16 protein-coding genes are annotated in these 21,526 nt (G+C 44.3%); 8 read left to right on the plus strand and 8 right to left on the minus strand.

Annotated elements, in window-relative coordinates; all coding sequences use genetic code 11:
• The first annotated feature begins 39 nt into the window (after positions 1 to 39).
• Positions 40 to 561, plus strand: coding sequence for a DUF7935 family protein (locus EO131_RS07830; protein WP_127020594.1), 522 nt, complete (start codon positions 40 to 42; stop codon positions 559 to 561).
• On the opposite strand, the gene EO131_RS07835 is transcribed toward EO131_RS07830, so the two are convergent.
• Both EO131_RS07835 and EO131_RS07840 read right to left on the minus strand, forming a co-directional pair.
• Positions 562 to 1,476 carry a patatin-like phospholipase family protein gene (locus tag EO131_RS07835; RefSeq protein WP_127020596.1) on the minus strand — a complete coding sequence of 305 codons (915 nt, stop codon included), beginning with the start codon at positions 1,474 to 1,476 and terminating at the stop codon, positions 562 to 564. It abuts the gene before it with no gap.
• Positions 1,473 to 3,560, minus strand: coding sequence for a M1 family metallopeptidase (locus EO131_RS07840; protein WP_127020597.1), 2,088 nt, complete (start codon positions 3,558 to 3,560; stop codon positions 1,473 to 1,475). Before EO131_RS07840 ends, EO131_RS07835 begins: the two co-directional genes overlap by 4 nt.
• 46 nt (positions 3,561 to 3,606) lie before the next feature.
• Here EO131_RS07840 and recG point away from each other — a divergent pair, with 46 nt between their 5' ends.
• The 7 genes from recG (at position 3,607) to EO131_RS07875 (ending at position 12,730) form a co-directional block, all read left to right on the plus strand.
• The gene (gene recG / locus EO131_RS07845) at positions 3,607 to 5,712 is read left to right on the plus strand and encodes an ATP-dependent DNA helicase RecG (protein ID WP_127020599.1); all 2,106 of its coding nucleotides are present in this window, start codon (positions 3,607 to 3,609) and stop codon (positions 5,710 to 5,712) included.
• A 185-nt stretch (positions 5,713 to 5,897) separates the two neighbouring features.
• Entirely contained in the window at positions 5,898 to 7,307 is a 1,410-nt protein-coding gene (gene leuC, locus EO131_RS07850) for a 3-isopropylmalate dehydratase large subunit (RefSeq protein ID WP_127020601.1), read from the plus strand.
• Between the two features lie 79 nt (positions 7,308 to 7,386).
• On the plus strand, positions 7,387 to 7,983 hold the full coding sequence (gene leuD / locus EO131_RS07855; protein WP_127020603.1) for a 3-isopropylmalate dehydratase small subunit: 597 nt from the start codon (positions 7,387 to 7,389) through the stop codon (positions 7,981 to 7,983).
• A 27-nt stretch (positions 7,984 to 8,010) separates the two neighbouring features.
• Complete coding sequence (locus tag EO131_RS07860) at positions 8,011 to 9,528, plus strand: alpha-isopropylmalate synthase regulatory domain-containing protein (protein WP_127020605.1); 1,518 nt, start codon at positions 8,011 to 8,013, stop codon at positions 9,526 to 9,528.
• Positions 9,529 to 9,587: 59 nt separating this feature from the next.
• Positions 9,588 to 10,646, plus strand: a complete 1,059-nt coding sequence (leuB, locus tag EO131_RS07865; RefSeq protein WP_127020607.1) for a 3-isopropylmalate dehydrogenase — start codon at positions 9,588 to 9,590, stop codon at positions 10,644 to 10,646.
• A 152-nt stretch (positions 10,647 to 10,798) separates the two neighbouring features.
• A complete protein-coding gene (locus EO131_RS07870) occupies positions 10,799 to 11,923 on the plus strand; it encodes a hypothetical protein (protein ID WP_127020609.1) in 1,125 nt (374 codons plus the stop codon).
• Positions 11,924 to 11,941: 18 nt separating this feature from the next.
• Positions 11,942 to 12,730, plus strand: coding sequence for a hypothetical protein (locus EO131_RS07875; RefSeq protein WP_127020611.1), 789 nt, complete (start codon positions 11,942 to 11,944; stop codon positions 12,728 to 12,730).
• A 76-nt stretch (positions 12,731 to 12,806) separates the two neighbouring features.
• Here EO131_RS07875 and EO131_RS07880 read toward each other — a convergent pair whose 3' ends face one another.
• The 6 genes from EO131_RS07880 to ilvD form a co-directional block, all read right to left on the minus strand.
• Positions 12,807 to 14,399: an NADP-dependent glyceraldehyde-3-phosphate dehydrogenase gene (locus tag EO131_RS07880; RefSeq protein WP_127020613.1), complete on the minus strand. Its 1,593-nt coding sequence runs from the start codon at positions 14,397 to 14,399 to the stop codon at positions 12,807 to 12,809.
• A gap of 150 nt (positions 14,400 to 14,549) precedes the next feature.
• Complete coding sequence (gene ilvA, locus EO131_RS07885; protein WP_127020615.1) at positions 14,550 to 15,818, minus strand: threonine ammonia-lyase; 1,269 nt, start codon at positions 15,816 to 15,818, stop codon at positions 14,550 to 14,552.
• A 19-nt stretch (positions 15,819 to 15,837) separates the two neighbouring features.
• The gene (gene ilvC / locus EO131_RS07890; RefSeq protein WP_127020617.1) at positions 15,838 to 17,310 is read right to left on the minus strand and encodes a ketol-acid reductoisomerase; all 1,473 of its coding nucleotides are present in this window, start codon (positions 17,308 to 17,310) and stop codon (positions 15,838 to 15,840) included.
• Positions 17,311 to 17,333: 23 nt separating this feature from the next.
• On the minus strand, positions 17,334 to 17,861 hold the full coding sequence (gene ilvN / locus EO131_RS07895) for an acetolactate synthase small subunit (protein ID WP_127020619.1): 528 nt from the start codon (positions 17,859 to 17,861) through the stop codon (positions 17,334 to 17,336).
• Positions 17,862 to 17,937: 76 nt separating this feature from the next.
• Positions 17,938 to 19,671: a biosynthetic-type acetolactate synthase large subunit gene (gene ilvB / locus EO131_RS07900; RefSeq protein WP_127020621.1), complete on the minus strand. Its 1,734-nt coding sequence runs from the start codon at positions 19,669 to 19,671 to the stop codon at positions 17,938 to 17,940.
• A 44-nt stretch (positions 19,672 to 19,715) separates the two neighbouring features.
• Positions 19,716 to 21,392: a dihydroxy-acid dehydratase gene (ilvD, locus tag EO131_RS07905; protein WP_127020623.1), complete on the minus strand. Its 1,677-nt coding sequence runs from the start codon at positions 21,390 to 21,392 to the stop codon at positions 19,716 to 19,718.
• Positions 21,393 to 21,526 lie beyond the last annotated feature (134 nt).

Below are 21,526 nucleotides of genomic sequence, written 5' to 3' on the forward strand. Positions count from 1 at the left end.
TTGTAGGTTAAGTAAAATCAACAAAAACCAAACTATCCTATGAGTGGAGATCAAATCCTTCAGCTTTTTGCCTATTTAATGCCTGCTGTGGTAACCGGAGCCGTAGCATTCTATTTTTTCCGATTGCACACCCGAAACGAGGACGGTCGTCGTCGTTTTCTATTGCACAAAGATTCCCAAAAGGAAACCTTACCGGTTCGTTTGCAAGCCTATGAGCGCATGGCCCTGTTCTTGGAGCGTATTGCCTTAAACAGCTTGGTGGTACGTGTGGCGCCAAAGAGCAAGAGCAAAAGCGATTATGAAAATTTGCTCATCAAGCAGATAGAGACCGAGTTTGAGCACAACCTATCGCAACAGATCTATATGTCCGATGAGTGTTGGAACATCATCAAAACGGCCAAAAATGCCACTATTCAGATAATCCGGTCCGCTGGGATGAGTGAAACCGATTCCCCGGACAAACTTCGGGAAGACATCTTGAACCAGACCATGGAAAAACAGTCGCCTTCCAACACGGCCTTGGCCTATGTTAAAAAGGAAGTGAGCGAACTTTGGGATTGATCATTCCTGTAGTTCCGGACTGATCGGACTGGTTTCCTCATTTTTGTTCTTGGCATAGAGGTAACCCCTTTTCCACCACATCGTCATTCGTTCTTTATTGAATATCAATGAGTTGGTCGTCAATACCGTTGGTGTGTAATAAAAGTTTATGATGGCGTCCCTTTGGTTGGCCACCAATTTTCCGATTCGAATATTTTGGTTTTCAATGCGATCGAGCATAAATCCGAAAATGGTGGTAATCAAATCAAAAGGGTTTTTGGTAGACATCCTGTTCAGATGGTTCACCTCGGTATGCAATACAACCACATCTACCTCGGTGGCCCCACGTTGTAGTGCCTCTTCAATCGGAACCAAACTGCCCAGTCCACCATCGGCATATTCACATCCATTTTTTTTGGCCAAGCTCATAAAGGGCGTATAGTTGGAAGAAATCCAGATCCAATCACAAAATTCCTCGTAGGTGCAATCGTTGATGGATTTGTACTCCACTTGGTTGAGGGAAAGGTTGGAAACCGTGACTACCACATCGGTATCGCTTTCTTTCAACTCCTCAAATTCTTCAATGGTAATGGATTCACGGATCAGTTTACGGAGGTTTTCACTTTCACCAAAAGTCTTTTTCCCTCGAATGAAGTTTTTCACCACGTTCCAGTGATTGATGGCGATAATCTCGACGCCGTGTTTTTTCTTGATAATGAATGGGCAATTGTTGAAAATGCTTTCCTGGTTGACGGAAGAATAGATTTCCTTGATCTTGTCCAATTTGTTCAATGCCAAATGGGAAATCAACAGACTACCAGTAGAAGTGCCCACAAACAGGTCGTACTTGTGTTGGGCGCCCTCTATCAAAAACTGCGCAACGCCACCTGCAAAAGCACCCTTACTGCCTCCACCTGAAATCACCAATGCCCTCATTCGCCCAATTTTTCGTCCAAAAATAGCCTTTCTGCCTCATTTAAGGTTGGATATAGTGACCGTATTCGTACCAGACCATTCTCGTTGGCCAAATACGTGTTCAAAATAGAGCGGGCGGATTTTTTAAAATGCCATACATGGTGGTCACAAGCATCGATAAGATTCTTTAATGCATCATCGCTGAACCCGCCAATACTTTGCAAATATTGAAAGGCCATCAACCGGGTCTCAAAATGATGTTCCGGACCTGTATATCCATTGAGTTCGCCGTAATAATCTGCACTTTTTTCGGGATGATATTCGGGTGTCACCAAGGCCAAGGCCAGCCATAGCAATCGAAGATTTTTATTGGGAAAGCCTATCAAACCATTCGTTTGATCAAGATATTGGGTTCTATTTGCCGGAAAAGCCGACCACAATTTGAAAAGGGCCGCTTCTTGGGTGGTATAACTCGCATCGGCCAGAAGTCCTTCCATTTCGTTTTTCAATTCTTGAGGAAACTGCTCCAAAACCAACGCGACGGCCTGCCGTTCCTTTACCCCACCAACTTCCAAAATCTCCTTCAAAAAATCATTGGAAAATTGGGCGCCATGGTCCAAAATCAAATTGGATTTGAGTTGTGTTACAGCTAACGTTGCCCAAATTGGCCGAAGAATGGCCTCCGCATTTTCCGATTGATTGCCTATCTTTTGGGTAAGTTCAAAATAGTGTTTGATGGAGGGTTCCACTTTCGATAAATAGGTTTGTACCGCTTCCATTGGAAAATCCTCTTCATGTAACCAAGTTGATTCAAACTGGGACAGATCCATCCCGGAAACCTGTTCAATTTCTGCTATAAAATCAGGAATGGTCACATTTTGGTAGGCATGTTTCTTCAAATAATTTTGGATAGCTTGCTTAAAAAAAACATCGCCTACCTTATCACGGAGCATCACCAAGGCCCATGCACCTTTTTCATAAAAGGTAAGACTCCCCGCCCCTGGGTTTTGCAAGGCTTCACCCTGCCCCTCTTCCGATAGGTTTTGGAGCGCTTTTGCCGTTTCCAACAGATGCCAATGGAAATGGGCATCACCAAAAATGTCCTTTTCGGCCAAATAAGCATAATAAGTCGCAAAACCCTCGTGCAACCAGTGGTGCTCACTGCTCGTCTCCGTGACCAAATCCCCAAACCAATGATGGGCCAGTTCGTGGGCGTTTACATTCACATAATTTTTATCCACAAAAGCAGTGGAATCAATCACGTATTGATTGGAAAAAATGGTACAGGTGGTATTTTCCATGCCGGCGTACAAAAAATCCTGAACGGGCACTTGTTTGTAATTCTGCCACGGATAGGGAACCCCGATTTCCTTTTCCAAAAAGTCGAAAATGTGTTGGGTGTAACGATACGTGGGCTCCACTTTTAAGCTGTCCTTGGGCTCGTAATATAGTTCAATCGGGACTCCGGAAGAAGATTTGATGGTTTTCTTTTCAAAATTACCGATGGCAAATCCCACCAGATAACTGCTCATGGGTTTTTTCATGTCAAACATCCAAGTGTGTTTGTCATTCCAATTTTCACCACCATTAAATAATTTTCCGTTGGCAATAACCGCTAAATCTCTCCTAACAGTAATTCCCAAATCAAACTCCACTTTCTCGGTCATGTCTTCCAAACTGGGCAACCAATGGCTGGTATATTTACCCTGACCTTGGGTCCAAATCTGTTCATTCCCATCTACACTATCCTCCCATCCCAAAAAATACACAGTCTGTTTTGGATGGGCGGTGTAACTTACAATCAGCTGATGGGAAGCGTTCTTTTTAAAATCATAGTGAACAATTATTTTATTCCCTGTATTCTCGAATGGTACTGAAACCCCATCAAGTTCAACCTTGGAAAAGGACATGTTGTGTGCATCCAAAAAAAGGGAATCTACTGACTGAAGTACCTTAAATTCATACGTTACAGCACCCTCAATTGTTTTTTCCTCGGTAATCGGGTTGACAAAAACGTTGGCATGGACAAAATCCACCTTGTCCTGAACCTGGGCGCTCAGGCATTGCACAATTAGGTAAAAAATAAGAATCGGGGTCAGCTTCATACCATCATCATATCAAAAGTCCTTCCAAATTACATATTTTAGTTTGATGAATCCCAATTTTCTGCAAACTCCCTTAGCGTATTTAAAAGGTGTCGGCCCCAACCGGGCAGAGACCTTAAAGTCGGAACTGGGCCTGGAAACCTTTCGGGATTTGCTCCATTTGTTCCCCAATCGCTACTTGGACCGCACCAGCTATTACAAGGTCAACCAATTGCAGCCCAGTGGGGCCGATGTGCAAGTGGTGGGCAAGATCATACACATTAAAACCGTGGAACAAAAACGGGGTAAACGCTTGGTGGCCACTTTTGTGGATGAAACCGGGCAAATGGAACTGGTATGGTTCCGGGGCCACAAATGGATCAAGGAAAGTTTACAAATCAATGAACCCTACGTGGTGTTCGGTCGGGTCTCCAAATACGGGAGCGTTTTTTCAATGCCCCACCCCGATATGGAATTGCTGAGCAAGCACCAACAAGGTTTAAAAATAGCCATGCAGCCGATCTACCCCTCCACCGAAAAATTGGTGAACAAAGGAATAACCAACCGCGTGGTAAGCCAAATGCTGCAGCAGTTGCTTTTGGAATCCGGGGGGCAGTTTGCCGAATCTTTGCCCCAATCAATTTTGGAGGAACTGCGCTTGATCTCAAAAAGTGATGCGCTGTTGAACATCCATTTCCCCAAAAATCAAGAATTGTTGGCCAAGGCCCAGTTTCGGTTGAAGTTTGAGGAGCTCTTCTTTGTGCAGATGCAATTGATCTCCAAAAAAATGCTGCGCAAACAAAAGATCAAAGGGCTTCCGTTCGAAAATGTTGGGGAGAAATTCACCGATTTTTTTGCAAACCATCTGCCATTTGAACTGACCGATGCCCAAAAGCGGGTAATCAAGGAAATCCGTAACGATTTGGGGAGCAATGCACAAATGAACCGACTTTTGCAAGGAGATGTGGGTTCCGGAAAGACCATCGTGGCGTTGATGTGCATGCTCTTGGCCATAGACAATGGGTTTCAGGCTTGTTTGATGGCACCTACGGAAATTTTGGCAACCCAACATTACAATGGTTTGAAAGAACTCCTAGTGCATATGGATGTCAAGATAGCTCTGTTGACAGGCTCTACAAAAAAATCCGAGCGAACCTTGCTCCATAATCAATTGGAAAATGGCAATCTTAACATTTTGGTGGGCACCCATGCTGTTTTGGAGGATAAGGTCCAGTTCAAAAACTTGGGATTGGCCATTGTGGACGAACAGCATCGATTTGGGGTGGCACAACGGTCTAAATTGTGGCGTAAAAATGAAACCCCTCCCCACATATTGGTGATGACGGCAACCCCTATTCCCCGAACCTTGGCCATGAGTCTGTATGGCGATCTGGATGTCTCGGTGATTGATGAGCTCCCACCTGGTCGTAAACCAGTAAAAACGGTACATCGATTCGATAGCAATCGGTTGAAAGTTTTCCGGTTCATCAAAGATGAAATCAAAAAAGGCAGACAGATTTACATTGTCTACCCCTTGATCCAAGAGTCGGAAGCCATGGATTACAAAGACCTGATGGACGGTTATGAAAGTATTGCCCGTGATTTCCCCCAACCGGAATACCAAATTTCCATTGTACACGGCAAAATGAAACCAACCGACAAGGATTACGAAATGGAACGGTTCTTAAAAGGTGAAACCCAGATCATGGTAGCCACCACCGTAATTGAGGTAGGCGTGAACGTGCCCAATGCCTCAGTAATGATCATTGAAAGTGCAGAACGCTTCGGACTCTCCCAATTGCACCAGTTACGCGGCCGTGTGGGTCGCGGTGCAGAGCAGAGTTATTGCATATTGATGACAGGGCATAAACTATCCGATGACGCCAAAACCCGATTACAGACCATGACGGGCACCAACGATGGTTTTGAAATAGCCGAAGTAGATCTGAAACTCCGCGGCCCTGGCGATTTGATGGGTACCCAACAAAGCGGTATGCTGAACCTAAAAATCGCCGATATTGTTAAGGACAATCAAATCCTGAAAACAGCCCGTTACCACGCCATTCAATTGTTGAAAAACGACCCAAGACTTGAAAAAACCAAAAATAGACCCGTACTCAACGCCTATTCCAAAATGATGGCCAACAAGACCATTTGGAATTATATTAGTTGATTTGAATTCTGATTTTATGGAACTACATTGTCTTTGTGATATTTTGAAAATCAGATGATAATATTTGTTGTCTATCTGAATTTTGAATTAAAATAACGGTTGAACATCGTAATTTTAGCGTATATCGATTAACGGTTGAAAATTCAAATTTTAACTTTGTTAGCTTACAAATTATCGACGATACCATGAGCAAGACACTATTTGATAAAGTCTGGGATTCCCATGTAGTAAAACATATTGAAAACGGCCCCGATGTATTGTTCATCGACAGGCATTTGGTCCACGAAGTCACTAGTCCTGTGGCTTTTCTGGGGTTGAAGAATAGGGGCATCAAAGTTTTGTATCCCGAACGCACCTTTGCGACCGCAGATCACAACACCCCAACCCGTAACCAACATTTACCGGTCAAGGATCCATTGTCTGCAAACCAATTACGGGCCTTGGAAGAAAATGCAAAGGCCCACAACATACCCTATTGGGGTCTTGGACATGAGAAAAACGGAATTGTGCACGTTATCGGCCCTGAGAACGGAATTACCGTGCCCGGTGCCACTATTGTCTGTGGTGATTCACATACATCCACTCACGGAGCGTTTGGTGCCATCGCGTTTGGTATCGGTACCAGCGAGGTGGAAATGGTATTGTCCACCCAATGCATCATGCAGCCGAAACCGAAAAAAATGCGCATCAACATTAATGGAACCCTGAGCAAAGCAGTTACGCCAAAAGACGTAGCGCTTTTCATCATTTCCAAATTGACCACATCGGGCGCCACAGGTTATTTTGTGGAATATGCTGGGGATGTGTTCCAAAACATGTCCATGGAAGGGCGAATGACCGTTTGTAACCTGAGTATTGAAATGGGAGCACGTGGTGGAATGATCGCCCCGGACGAGACTACCTTCAATTACATCAAAGGGCGCGAATATGCACCAAAAGGAGCGGATTGGGACAAAGCAATGACCTATTGGGAAACATTGTACACCGATGCAGATGCCATTTTTGACAAAGAATTGACGTTTGAAGCCAGTGAGATCGAACCTATGATCACTTACGGAACCAATCCAGGGATGGGTATGGGTATCAAAAATGACATTCCATTGGCCGAAGCTGTGGAAGGTGGTGTGGCAACCTATAAAAAATCGTTGGAGTACATGGCGTTCAATGAAGGTGAGGCCATGATCGGCAAACCTATCGATTTTGTATTCTTGGGCAGCTGTACCAACGGTCGAATCGAGGATTTCAGGGCTTTTGCCTCTATCGTAAAAGGACGTAAAAAAGCTGACAACGTCACCGCTTGGTTGGTGCCTGGATCACACAAGGTGGAAGCGGCCATCAAAGAAGAAGGCATTTTGGATATATTGACCGATGCTGGTTTTGAATTGCGGGAACCTGGCTGTTCTGCCTGTTTGGCCATGAATGATGATAAAATCCCTGCCGGGAAATATGCAGTGAGCACCTCCAACCGGAACTTTGAAGGAAGGCAAGGTCCCGGAGCCCGAACCCTATTGGCAAGCCCATTGGTGGCGGCCGCCGCAGCTGTAACCGGAAAGGTGACCGATCCAAGGGAATTGATGGAAGAAATCTACGCGTAACAATAAACAATGACCAGTGAACAATTAGCAATAAAACCCATTGTTAATTGAACATTGATAACTGATAATTGAAAGAAAAATGGCATACGATAAATTCAACATACTAAAGAGCAGTGCGGTACCCATGCCCATAGAAAATGTGGATACCGACCAAATTATACCAGCCCGATTTTTAAAGGCTACCGAACGAAAAGGCTTTGGCGACAACTTGTTCAGGGATTGGCGATACAATACGGATGGTACTCCCAAAGAGCATTTTGTGTTGAACAATCCTATCTACAGCGGAAAAATCCTTGTGGGGGGCAAAAATTTTGGCTCTGGATCATCCAGGGAACATGCCGCTTGGGCGGTTTATGATTATGGTTTCCGATGTGTGGTGTCGAGTTTCTTTGCGGATATCTTCCGTAACAACTGTTTAAATGTGGGCGTTTTGCCCGTTCAGGTGACTCCAGAATTTTTGGACCAAATATTCAAGGCCATCGAAGCTGACCCGAAAACGAAATTGGAAGTAAATCTTCCACAGCAATCCATTACCATTCTAGCTACCGGTGAAAGTGAAAATTTTGACATCAACGGTTATAAAAAGCAGAACATGTTGAACGGGTTTGATGATATCGACTATTTGTTGAACATCAAAGAAGGAATCCAAAAGTTTGCGGAGAACACACCGTTGTAATCTTTTTTTAGCAGCACTATATCCTAAATGAAAGCACGAACCATTGAAATAATGGACACCACCCTACGTGATGGTGAACAAACCTCCGGGGTATCCTTTTCGGCTTCCGAAAAATTGACCTTGGCCAAATTGCTGCTGGAAGAACTCAAGGTGGACCGCATTGAAGTTGCTTCTGCCCGGGTTTCCGAAGGAGAGATGCAGGCGGTTAAAAATATTACCGAATGGGCCGCTTCGGAAGGGTATTTGTCCAAAGTTGAGGTGTTGACCTTCGTGGACGACGGTGTATCGTTGGATTGGATGCAGGAAGCCGGTGCAAAAGTCCAAAATCTATTGACCAAAGGTTCGCTGAACCATTTGACCCATCAGCTCAAGAAAACTCCGGAGCAACATTTTTCCGGAATCGCAGCTGTTATTTCCAAGGCTAAAAAGTTGGGCATTGAAACCAATGTCTATTTGGAGGATTGGAGCAATGGCATGCGCAATTCGAAGGAATATGTGATGCAGTTTCTCGATTTTTTGACCCAACAGCCCATCAAAAGGGTTTTGTTGCCCGATACACTTGGTGTACTAACCCATTCGGAAACAGGAGTATTTTTCAAGGAAATCATTGCACGCTATCCCAATACCCATTTTGACTTTCACGGTCACAACGACTACGACCTTAGTGTTGCCAACGTCATGGAAGCGTTAAAAGCGGGTGCCCACGGTTTGCACCTGACCGTGAATGGAATGGGTGAACGTGCCGGCAATGCCCCACTGGCCAGTGTGGTTGCCGTAATCAACGATTTTTTGCCGGAAATCCACATTGGTGTTAAGGAAAGTTCGCTTTATAAGGTGAGCAAATTGGTTTCAGCGTTCACCGGTTTCAGCATTCCCGACAACAAACCGATTGTGGGAGATAATGTTTTCACTCAAACAGCTGGTATACACGCAGATGGAGATAGTAAAAAGAATCTATACTTTAACGATTTATTGCCCGAGCGCTTTGGTAGAAAACGCAAATATGCGTTGGGCAAAACCTCAGGGAAGGCCAATATCCAAAAGAATTTACAGGAGCTGGGGTTGACCTTGAATGATGACGAACTGAAAAAGGTTACCGAACGCATTATTGAACTGGGCGACAAGAAAGAACGTGTTACAAAAGAAGATCTACCGTATATCATTTCGGACGTTCTGGACAGCAACCTGCACCAACAAAAAGTATTTGTAAAATCCTATGTGCTCACACATTCCAAAGGATTGAAACCCTCCACTACCCTTTCCATTGAAATTGAAGGCAAAACCTATGAGGAACATGCCCAAGGGGATGGGCAATTTGATGCCTTCATCAATGCCTTGAAAAAAGTGTACAAAAAAGAAAACCGGGAATTGCCCAAGTTGGTGGATTATGCTGTTCGTATACCTCCGGGCAGTACCTCGGATGCCCTTTGTGAAACTGTAATTACCTGGCAGACCAAAGACAAGGATTTCACTACCCGTGGTCTGGATTCCGACCAAACGGTATCCGCGATCAAAGCCACTGAAAAAATGCTCAACCTTGTATGACGGTTCGCCAACAAAAAAGCAACCATAAACCAACAACGATTAACGAAGAACGATAAAAAATGAAATTAAACATAGCGTTATTGGCCGGTGATGGAATCGGTCCGGAAGTAATAGATCAAGCCGTTAAAGTATCCGATGCCGTGGCCAACAAATTTGGACATGAGATCCATTGGACGCCCGCATTGACCGGTGCAGCTGCAATTGATGCTGTTGGAGAACCCTACCCTGATGAAACCCACGAAATATGTGTTGCAGCCGATGCTGTGCTATTTGGCGCCATTGGCCATCCCCGCTTTGACAATGACCCTTCCGCCAAAGTAAGACCCGAACAAGGTTTGTTGAAAATGCGTCAGAAATTAGGGCTTTTTGCCAATGTACGTCCCACGTTCACATTTCCATCGTTAATCGATAAATCCCCTTTAAAAAGGGAACGCATCGAAGGTACCGATTTGGTATTTCTACGTGAATTGACCGGTGGCATCTATTTTGGCAAAAGAGGCCGCGAAGATGGGGACAATACTGCATACGATACCTGCACCTACACACGAGAAGAAGTGGAACGTTTGGCCAGAAAAGGATTTGAAATGGCCCTACAGCGTTCGAAAAAGTTATGCTGTGTGGATAAGGCCAACGTATTGGAAACATCGCGTTTGTGGCGGGAAACCGTTCAAAAATTGGAAAAGGAATATCCAGAAGTGGAAGTTTCCTATGAATTTGTGGATGCCGTGGCCATGCGATTGGTGCAATGGCCTAGCTCCTACGATGTTTTGATCACAGAAAACCTATTTGGGGACATCCTGACCGATGAAGCTTCAGTAATCTCAGGTTCCATGGGATTGATGCCCTCCGCCTCCTTAGGGGAAAAGACATCACTTTTTGAACCGATACATGGTTCCTATCCACAAGCTGCTGGAAAGGACATTGCCAACCCATTGGCTACCGTGCTTTCTGCCGCGATGATGTTCGAAACGGCATTTGGTCTAAAAGACGAAGCAGAAGCCATTCGTGATGTGGTGAACAAATCACTGGCCGAAGGCGTGGTCACAGAAGACCTTGCCGATGGCGGAAAAGCGTATAAAACCAGTGAGGTTGGCGATTGGCTGGCCAAAAATATTTAATCAACCCTAACTGCAAACCAAGGGAAGCCCGGACATCTGTCTGGGCTTCCTTTTTTATCGATATCCGTCAATTGAAAACGGGCATCCATAAATTACGAGATCTTCAATCCTTTCTGCCTCCTTAGTTTTAGTGCGAATTAAATTTAAAATCTATGCATAGATTACTCCTTCTTCTGACTTCGATTCTATTAAGTTCAACAATGTTGTTTGGTCAACGTGCCAAAAAAGAAAGGCTTTCATACACATATATCCAGTCTCCTTTGCTAAAGTTTGATAGTAACTGGAAATATGATGTAAAGGTTATCCAAGTAAACAAAGCCGATTTAATTGAAAAAAGAAATGCATTTGAGGAAAGGCAAAGAATATACGATGAGACTTTTGAGAAAGAACTTGAAGCTTACAATAATTCAAGTGTAGCTGGGAGAGTATTATTGAAAAAGCCAGTACGAAAAATTGCTGCTCCAGATTTCATGGGTGCAATTTTGAATGAAGAGATATTGAGTAATTCAGCAATTGAAATCCAAGGCTTGGAAAGGGCTCTTTCCGATGGTGAAATTAATATCGAAATAAAACTTGAAGGGTTTTCCGTAGTCTCAAATGAAAAAATTGTCGATGAGAAAAAGCAAAGGATGTACTATAAAACCATGTACCGAAACCCATTTACGGTAAGTGTAATAACCAATAATAAACAGTTGGTTTTCTCCAAAGCTTTCGGAAATGAATTACGTGAGCACCACTTTCTTGACAGAAAATATGAACTGACATCCCGTAAGTTAGATGATGAATGGCGAGCAAACAAAGTTTCACTAATAGCTGGTATCGAGGACAAAACCATTAAAAATGATCTAGCAATGGCGAACGAAGTATTGAACGATCAAATAGGATATCCACAAAAAACTGTAGAATTGGAATTGTACAGTGCTGCTGGAAAAAAATTCGACTTCACAGAATCAGAAAATGCTATCGATATGTTGAAAGAGGCTTTTCTAATCAGAATGTCAAATGAAGATTCCTCAAATGAAAAACTAAACATGGCGGTTGAAATTTGGCAAACCGAACTGGCTTCCAAGGACGTTGAGGACAAAAAAGCCCGTATCAACAAGAAGGTGGCAACGGGTTTCTATTTGAACTTGGCATATGTGAACGCAATCCAAAAAAAACACGGAGAAGCTGAGAAGAATTATTTGGAAGCCGAAAAATTAAGAACCACTTGGACCGGGCCAGAAATTGACGCCGTTAAAAGATTCATTAAAGAATCCAAAGAGAGAAATCCCTAAACCAAAACTCCTTTCAAAGTGAAGAAATATAAGTTCAAATATATCCAAATAGGTATCGTTTTTTTGGTAATTGGCTTTAACCTTAAAGCCCAAGAAAAATACACTATAATCTCTGCCTACACACTAAAAATGGATACAGACCAAGGAGCTCAATATCTTGACGCCCTTGCTAAATTCATCAATGCAGACCAAACCCATTTAAAAGCAATAGAAAATAAACTTTCAGATCTTGTCTTGGCATTAAACTCGAAAATCACCATCGATTCTTCGACCTCCTTTCTTTCGGAACCTTTCTACAAGTATATGTTGGATGAATATGAAAGTGCTCCAAAAAATGTGAAATTTACCTTAACCGGGTTAGGCACAAGTATACACGATCCATTGGTGTTAAAAACAGATTATCGCATGAGCGAATATCATGTTTTCACTATTGGAGAATATTTACCAATTGGGACTGGAAGGCCATTTAATAATGATGGTGCCATTGAAACGTTGATTCAAAATCTACCAGAATCTGATGCCTTTATTATTTTGGAATTCTCCCCTAGTCTATCCTATATGGGAAACACCTATGGAATGGGAGAATCAGGAGTCAACCTATCCCTCCAAATGAAAATTTTAAACACCAAAAACAAATTAATATTCAAAAACACTATATCCGCAGGATCTAAAGATTTTAAATTTCAGGTAGCCGGAAACACAGAACCCAATATGGATGATGTTTTAAAAGCCTTTGAATTGGCTTTTGATAATTTGATGGTGAAGCTTGACAAATTTGATAAAAAGCTAACCAAGTTAAAATATTGAAATTATAATTCCAGTAACGATTCAACAATAAAAAAGCCCCTAACAAATTAGGGGCTTTTTAATTCTCTGATTGTTATTACAAAATATAATCGGTGCTCAAGAAATTACTCACTTTCGCCTCCAACAATTGTTCCACAGTTTGGTTGTTCAAATCGTTGTCCTTGAATGCCACAAAAGTTCGAATCGAGAACGAACGTAGGGCATCATGAACACTCAACGTGGATTGGGCCGAGTCCTTTCGTCCCGTAAACGGATACACATCCGGTCCACGTTGGCAAGAACTGTTCAGGTTCACTCGACACACCAAATTGGCCAAAGTATCAATAAGTGGTGATAAGGTGTATACATCCTTTCCGAATAAACTCACTTGCTGACCATAGTTGGATTCTGCCATGTCATCCAAAGGCTCCTCAATATCCTTGAAAGACAAAACTGGGATTATTGGCCCAAACTGCTCCTCTTCATACACCCTCATATCCTTGGTTACTGGGTACACCACTGCCGGCCAAATGTAATTATCGAAATGTTTCCCTCCTTTTTTGTTCAAAACCTTGGCTCCTTTCATTTTGGCGTCATCCAAAAGCTCCTGGATATAGGCTGGTTTGTCCGGTTCCGGAAGTGGGGTAAGGCTTACACCATCATCCCATGGATTTCCAAATTTCAAGGCATCTACCCTTTCGGAGAATCGTTTTAAAAATTCATCCTTGATATCCTCATGCACATAAACCACTTTCAGTGCCGTACAACGTTGCCCGTTAAAGGAAAGGGTGCCCGCGATACATTCGTTTATGGTCAGGTCCAAATCGGCATCGGGCAGCACAATGGCCGGGTTTTTTGCTTCTAGACCCAACACCAATCGCAGCCTGTTACTTTTTGGATGCTGATCTTGCAAAGCATTGGCCGATTTACTGTTTCCGATCAAGGCCAACACATCCACCTTGCCTGTTTTCATTATGGGAGCCGCTACGGCCCTTCCTCGTCCAAAGAGTATATTGACTACTCCTTTGGGAAAACTGCTCTGAAATGCCTCCAAAAGCGGTGTGATCAATAGAACGCCATGCTTTGCTGGTTTAAAAATGGTAGTGTTCCCCATAATTATGGCGGGAATCAACAATGCAAAGGTTTCATTCAACGGATAGTTGTATGGTCCCAAACAAAGCACAACACCCAATGGCCCCCTGCGTATGTGGGCATACACCCCATCGTGCTTTTGGAACTTGGCACAATCGCGATCCAACTGCTTGTAGTCTTCGATGGTATCATAAATATACTCAACGGTACGATCAAATTCTTTGTACGAATCGGGTTTGGATTTTCCTATTTCCCACATCAACAACTTCACCACCTCTTCGCGTTTTTGCTCCATTTTCTTCACGAAGGATTCCATGCACTCGATGCGGTCCTTCACCTTCATGGTAGGCCACACACCCTGACCCTTGTCATACGCTGCCAAAGCAGCTTCCAACGCAGACATGGCCTCAGGCTCTCCCATATCAGGGATGCTTCCCAAAGGGGTTGGGGCATATGCTTCGGTCGATGAAATGGTAGAAACTACCGGACTGGTCGCTCCCTCCCATTTACGGAGTTCGCCATTGACCAAATATGTTTTTTGATGTATCTGTTCCGTAATCTGAAAAGCTTCAGGGATTACCGTTTTTGTTTTTGACATAGGTTGTTTATTATAGCATTAATGTTCTCAAATAGGATTGCCCATCCCTAACAAAGCTAACACAAAATCGTTTTTATGGCTCTTCATTGCCGAAGGTTTTGGCCCGCAAACGATGGAAATCTTCAATTGGAACAAGATGGGGAATTGTTGTTATACCAGATATTGAAAAAGATCGGGTTTGTCGTTCAAATAATCCCCAAAAAAATGTCTTGCCTTCATTCGAGCAATCAAGGGCTCCAAATCTTCGGAAGATTTCAGTTCGATCCCGACCACGGCCGGTGCATTCTCCCGACTGGATTTCTTGGAATACTCAAAATGGGTGATGTCATCATCCGGGCCCAAAATTTCGGCCACAAACTCTTTTAAAGCCCCGGGGCGTTGTGGAAACCGAACGATAAAGTAATGTTTGAGGTTGGCAAACAACAAGGCTCGCTCCTTAATTTCAGCGGTCCGTGTGATATCGTTATTGCTACCACTGATCACACATACCACATTTTTACCCTTGATCTCCGCTGCAAAATCATCCAGTACCGCAATGGTCAAAGCTCCAGCAGGTTCCACCACAATGGCATCCCGATTGTAAAGATCCAAAATAGTTTGACACACTTTTCCTTCTGGAACGGTCACCATTTCGGATAAATATGATCGACAAATGGGAAAGGTCAATCCTCCAACGCGCTGCACGGCCGCGCCATCCACAAACTTGTCAATCTGTTGCAATTCGACCAAATGGCCCTCCTCTATGGATTTTTTCATAGATGGGGCACCTTCCGGCTCAACACCAATGATCTTTGTTTTGGGAGACAATGCCTGAAATGTGCCACACAGTCCAGCCGCCAGTCCACCACCACCAACTGGTACAAACACATAATCGATGGGTTCGTTGGACTGTTGCAAAACTTCCAGGCCCACAGTGGCCTGTCCCTCTATGATCTTTTCATCATCGAAAGGATGCACAAAGGTTTTTCCTTCCTGATTACAGTATTCCTGGGCTGCCTTGTTGGAGTCGTCAAAAGTATCACCTTCCAAAACCACCCTGACCCAATCCCCACCAAACATTTTGGTCTGGTCGATTTTCTGTTTTGGGGTCACCACGGGCATATAGATAGTGCCTTGTACTTTTAGATGACTGCAGGCGAAAGCCACACCTTGGGCATGGTTTCCCGCACTGGCGCAAACCACTCCTTTTTCAAGTTGTGCTTGTGATAGGGACGCAATTTTATTGAAGGCACCCCTAATTTTATAACTGCGAACACGCTGAAGGTCCTCGCGCTTTAATAGTATATTGGCCCCATACTTTTTGGAATAGCGAATGCTTTGCTGCAAAGGCGTTTCGTCCACTACTTGTGAAATTACCTTTGCGGCCTGATAAATATTCGCTATTTGTGGAAAATAGGTATCCACGGTCTCACTTTTCATGGGGCCAATACGCTTTGGGTTATATCGGCTTCATTGCCGTCATGGAGGCGCGTAGTCTTGCACCCACAATCTCTACATCATGATTTCGAATGGCCTTGTTCACGGCGATCAATTTTACGTTGTCCACGCCATTGTCCTTCCCGGCACCATACGTTTTTCCGATGATTTCCGTTTCCACCTTTTTCATAAAGTCCGTCAATAATGGCTTACAGGCGTGATCGAACAAGTAACAGCCATATTCAGCGGTGTCGGAAATGACACGGTTCATTTCGAACAATTTTTTTCTGGCAATGGTATTAGCAATCAACGGGGTTTCGTGCAATGATTCATAGTAAGCGGATTCACCGATAATACCCGATTCGGTCATGGTCTCATAGGCCAGTTCCACACCAGATTTCACAAAAGCAACCATCAACACACCATTATCGTAGTATTCTTGTTCAGAAATGGACATGTCGCCAGCTGGCGTTTTTTCAAATGCAGTTTCGCCCGTGGCCGCTCTCCAATCCAACAAATTTTTATCGCCATTGTTCCAATCTTCCATCATGGTCTTGGAAAAATGACCGCTCATAATGTCGTCCATGTGTTTTTGGAACAGGGGACGCATGATTACCTTCAACTCTTCCGCCAACTCAAAAGCCTTGATCTTAGCAGGGTTGGACAAACGGTCCATCATATTGGTGATACCGCCTTGCTTTAGCCCTTCGGTAATGGTTTCCCAACCGTACTGGATCAATTTGGAGGCATAGCCTTTATCCACTCCTTTTTCCACCATTTTATTGAAAGAAAGAATGGAACCGGTCTGTAACAAACCACACAAAATGGTCTGCTCGCCCATTAAATCGGATTTAACCTCGGCAACGAATGAAGATTCCAAAACACCGGCCCTATTTCCACCGGTAGCGGTCGCGTAAGCTTTTGCCCACTCCAATCCCTTGCCTTCCGGATCGTTCTCTGGGTGCACGGCAATCAATGTAGGTACACCAAAACCGCGTTTGTATTCTTCACGCACCTCTGACCCTGGGCTTTTGGGTGCCACCATGATCACGGTAATGTCCTCACGCACCTGCATGCCTTCCTCCACAATGTTGAAACCATGGGAATAGGAAAGTGTGGACCCTTTTTTCATCAAGGGCATTACAGTACCTACCACATTGGTATGTTGTTTATCGGGAGTTAGATTGATGACCAAATCGGCAGTAGGAATCAATTCCTCATAGGTGCCGGCCACAAAGTTGTTCTCCGTAGCATTTTTATAAGAAGCTCTTTTTTCCTTGATAGCGGCTGCACGAAGCGCATAAGAAACATCCAATCCGGAGTCGCGCATATTGAGGCCTTGGTTCAATCCTTGGGCTCCGCAGCCCACTATAACGATTTTCTTTCCTTTTAAAGCGTTTACACCATCTGCAAATTCACTCGGGTCCATAAACCTACATTTGCCCAGTTGGGTCAATTTTTCGCGTAATGATAGTGTGTTAAAGTAATTTACCATTTTCCTGTTTGATTTTATGCTATTTAGTTTTCTTGAAATTCTGTCAATAGTTCTGTGATCGGCATAGTAGCCTTGGTAACTGCAATACGGCCTGAACGCACAAACTGCATGATTCCATAAGGCTCCAAAGCATCGTGCATTTCGTCGATTTCATGTCGGCGTCCCGTTTTGGCCAACACAAAAAATTCGCGGTTTACGGTAACGATTTGAGAATTGCTTTCCTTGATGATATTCTGGATCTGTCGCTCGTCGAACAACAAATGGGAAGCGATTTTGAACAAGGCCGATTCCTGATAGATGATCTCATCATCAGTATGGTAAAATGCCTTGATCACTTCCACCTGTTTTTCAATTTGCTGGACAATTTTCCGGGTCCAATCCTCTGTGGTGTACACAACTATTGTAAATTTGGAAACATGCTCTATTTCTGATTTAGAGACATTTAATCCTTCTATATTAATGTGTCGCTTTAAGAATATTCCAGATATTCGGTTCAACAAGCCCACATTATTTTCGGAATACACCGATATGGTATACCATTGTTTTTCCATCGTGTTTTGCTATTGATGTCGATTGATGCGGGGCACTGCCAAGCCGTTCACCAATGACACTTATACTTTTACTTCTTTATTTCAATCTGATATCGGCCACGGAAGCCCCAGAAGGGATCATCGGGAACACATTATCTTCTTTTTCCACCTTGACCTCCAAAAAATAGGGATTCTTGGATGCCATCATCTCTTGCACAGCTTCCTTAAGATCAGCCCGTTCGGTCACCCTTCGTGATTGGATATGATACCCTTCCGCAATTTTCACAAAATCGGGGTTGGTCATCACTGTGGATGCGTAGCGTCTATCAAAGAACAGTTCTTGCCATTGGCGCACCATGCCCAAGTGGTCGTTGTTCAATACCACAATCTTAACGGGTACATTGTGCTGAAAAATCACCCCAAGTTCCTGTATGGTCATTTGATAACCCCCATCACCAATAATGGCGACCACTTCGCGGTCCATCGCTCCCATTTTGGCCCCAATGGCCGCAGGTAGACCAAAGCCCATGGTCCCCAAACCACCGGAGGTAATGTTACTCTTGGTCTGTTTGAACTTGGCATATCTACAAGCAATCATCTGATGCTGGCCCACGTCTGAAACGATGACTGCATTTTGGCCAGAAGCTTGGTTGATCTGCTCGATTACCTCACCCATGGTCAATCCTTCTTTGGTAGGATGGATATCTTTCTCGATCAGTTCATTGTACTCAATCTGGTGTTTTTTCTCAAATTCGGCCAACCATGCCTCATGCTTGTTTTCATTGATCAACGGCAACAACATGCCCAACGTTTCCTTTGCATTGCCCAAAACGGCCACGTCTGCTTTCACATTTTTATTGATTTCCGCTGGGTCAATATCAAAATGAATGACTTTGGCCTGCTTTGCGTAGGTATTGAGGTCTCCTGTTACGCGATCATCGAAACGCATGCCAATGGCGACAAGCACATCACATTCGTTTGTGAGGACATTGGGTCCGTAATTGCCGTGCATCCCCACCATTCCCACATTAAGAGGATGGTCGGTTTCCATGGCGGAAAGTCCCAAAATGGTCCACGCCGCGGGAATACCCGCTTTTTCAACCAATGCCTTGAGTTCTGCCTCAGCCTCTCCCAAGATTACCCCCTGTCCAAACACGATATACGGTTTTTTGGCTTTATTGATCAATTCCGCAGCTTGCTCAATGGCTTGGGGATCCGGTTGTGGAACGGGTTTATAGCTGCGAACACCGGTGCACTTTTCATAGGAAAAATCCAACTCATCAAATTGGGCATTCTTGGTGATATCCACCAAAACAGGGCCCGGCCTACCTGACTTGGCAATATAGAATGCCTTGGCAATGATTTCTGGGATTTCCTCTACTTTGGTGACTTGGTAGTTCCACTTGGTCACCGGTGTGGAAATACCAACGATATCTGTTTCTTGAAAGGCATCGGAACCCAACAAATGTCTGGGCACCTGACCCGTGATACACACCATGGGAGTTGAATCGATTTGCGCATCGGCCAATCCGGTGACCAAATTGGTGGCACCGGGTCCGGAAGTGGCCATGGCCACGCCTACTTTCCCTGTAACCCTGGCATAACCTTGGGCCGCATGGGTAGCGCCTTGTTCATGACGGGTCAAAATGTGGGTCAACCTATCCTGAAACTTATACAATTCATCATAAACGGGCATAATTGCTCCGCCCGGATATCCGTAGATCAAATCCACACCTTCTGCCAACAAACACTGAATGATGGCCTCTGCACCTGTAATTCTCATGGTGGTCTGTTTTTGCTGTTCTTTTTTTTGTGCCTTCAACGTTTCCATATCGTCTATTTAGGAAATTAAATATCCCGTAAGGGCCTTATCGCTTAAAACAAATCAGTTACACAGCCTTTGGATGCTGACGATACTGTTTTGGCATATTTATACAAACTTCCCGATTTGATCTTCAACTCGGGCTGTTTCCATTCTTTTCTGCGTTGTTCCAACTCTTCGTCGGAAATGTTGATGTCGATCGTATTGTTCACCGCATCAATGGTTATGGTGTCTCCATCCTTTACCAGGGCAATCCCCCCACCCACTTGGGCTTCGGGCGAAACGTGACCGACCACAAATCCATGGGATCCACCCGAAAAACGACCATCGGTGATCAACGCAACATCCTTGCCCAAACCGGCACCCATAATGGCGGAGGTCGGTTTCAGCATTTCTGGCATACCAGGGGCTCCTTTTGGTCCTTCGTATCGGATTACCACAACATCGCCTTTCTTCACTTTTCCGTTATGGATTCCTTGGTTCACCTCAACTTCACTGTTAAAAACCCGTGCGGTTCCTGTAAAACTAAGCCCTTCCTTGCCTGTAATTTTGGCTACCGCTCCCTCTGTGGCCAAATTGCCATATAGAATCCGGATATGCCCGGTTTCTTTTATAGGTTGGTCTATTGGTCGGATAATATCCTGGCCTTCCGCCAAATCGGGCGCATCCAATAGATTTTCTGCCAAGGTTTTTCCTGTCACTGTCATACAATCGCCATGCAGCAATCCTTTCTTCAACATATATTTAAGCACGGCCGGTACACCTCCAATTTTATGCAGGTCTTCCATCAAATACTTTCCACTGGGCTTTAAATCGGCCAACAAAGGGGTATTTTCACTGATTCGGGTGATGTCTTCCAAAGTGAAATCGACCTCCGCAGCATGTGCAATGGCCATAAAGTGCAACACGGCATTCGTGGAACCACCCAAAACTGTAACCAATCGGAAGGCATTCTCCAATGCTTTTTTGGTAACGATATCCTTCGGTTTAAGATCCATTTCCAAAAGGTTCAGCAATGCGGCACCTGAGGATTCGCAATCGGCTCCCTTGGCTTCGTTTACCGCTGGTATGGATGAATTGAAGGGCAATGACATTCCCATGGCTTCAATGGCAGAGGCCATGGTATTGGCCGTGTACATACCACCGCAGGCGCCTGCCCCTGGGCAAGCTTTGTGGATAACCGCCTTGTATTCGGTCTCATCTATGGTACCGGCCACTTTCTGTCCGTAAGCCTCAAAAGCGGAAATGATGTCCAGTTTCTTGTTGTTATGGCACCCCGGTGCAATGGTACCGCCATACACCAAAATGGAGGGGCGGTTCAAACGCAGCTGCGCCATTAAAGCACCTGGCATGTTTTTATCACAACCCACCACGGTCACCAAACCGTCATAGCTCATGGCCTGCACCACGGTTTCAATGGAATCGGCAATAATATCCCTGGATGGCAAGGAGTAGCGCATACCCGGCGTGCCGTTTGAAATACCGTCACTCACTCCAATCGTATTGAATATGAGTCCGACCATATTGGTGGACTCCACTCCCTTTTTCACTTCCAGGGCCAATTGATTGAGGTGCATGTTGCAAGGGTTGCCCTCATAACCTGTACTTGCAATTCCTATTAAGGGTTTTTGTAGGTCTTCATCAGTCAACCCGATGGCGTGCAACATGGCCTGGGCGGCAGGCAACGTTGGATCTTGGGTCACACTTTTACTAAACTTGTTCAATTCCATTGTCAAATTTCATTCAAATACAGAATTCCACTGAATTTTATACTGTAATTCAAAGATAGATGTTTAAAAAGCCTCAAATTTTTAACAGTCTTTGCGTGTTTAAATCCACTGGAAACATAATATACTTATATAAT

Origin of the sequence: Flagellimonas beolgyonensis (assembly GCF_003992615.1) — a bacterium.
Lineage (GTDB): Bacteria > Bacteroidota > Bacteroidia > Flavobacteriales > Flavobacteriaceae > Flagellimonas > Flagellimonas beolgyonensis.

Bases quoted from the DNA above. Each gene is read 5' to 3' on its own strand.
- ilvN (WP_127020619.1), bottom strand. From the start codon at position 17,861: ATGGAAAAACAATGGTATACCATATCGGTGTATTCCGAAAATAATGTG.
- ilvC (WP_127020617.1), bottom strand. From the start codon at position 17,310: ATGGTAAATTACTTTAACACACTATCATTACGCGAAAAATTGACCCAA.
- ilvA (WP_127020615.1), bottom strand. From the start codon at position 15,818: ATGAAAAGTGAGACCGTGGATACCTATTTTCCACAAATAGCGAATATT.
- recG (WP_127020599.1), top strand. From the start codon at position 3,607: ATGAATCCCAATTTTCTGCAAACTCCCTTAGCGTATTTAAAAGGTGTC.
- EO131_RS07880 (WP_127020613.1), bottom strand. From the start codon at position 14,399: ATGTCAAAAACAAAAACGGTAATCCCTGAAGCTTTTCAGATTACGGAA.
- ilvD (WP_127020623.1), bottom strand. From the start codon at position 21,392: ATGGAATTGAACAAGTTTAGTAAAAGTGTGACCCAAGATCCAACGTTG.
- ilvB (WP_127020621.1), bottom strand. From the start codon at position 19,671: ATGGAAACGTTGAAGGCACAAAAAAAAGAACAGCAAAAACAGACCACC.
- EO131_RS07840 (WP_127020597.1), bottom strand. From the start codon at position 3,560: ATGAAGCTGACCCCGATTCTTATTTTTTACCTAATTGTGCAATGCCTG.
- EO131_RS07835 (WP_127020596.1), bottom strand. From the start codon at position 1,476: ATGAGGGCATTGGTGATTTCAGGTGGAGGCAGTAAGGGTGCTTTTGCA.
- EO131_RS07830 (WP_127020594.1), top strand. From the start codon at position 40: ATGAGTGGAGATCAAATCCTTCAGCTTTTTGCCTATTTAATGCCTGCT.
- leuB (WP_127020607.1), top strand. From the start codon at position 9,588: ATGAAATTAAACATAGCGTTATTGGCCGGTGATGGAATCGGTCCGGAA.
- EO131_RS07870 (WP_127020609.1), top strand. From the start codon at position 10,799: ATGCATAGATTACTCCTTCTTCTGACTTCGATTCTATTAAGTTCAACA.
- EO131_RS07860 (WP_127020605.1), top strand. From the start codon at position 8,011: ATGAAAGCACGAACCATTGAAATAATGGACACCACCCTACGTGATGGT.
- leuC (WP_127020601.1), top strand. From the start codon at position 5,898: ATGAGCAAGACACTATTTGATAAAGTCTGGGATTCCCATGTAGTAAAA.
- leuD (WP_127020603.1), top strand. From the start codon at position 7,387: ATGGCATACGATAAATTCAACATACTAAAGAGCAGTGCGGTACCCATG.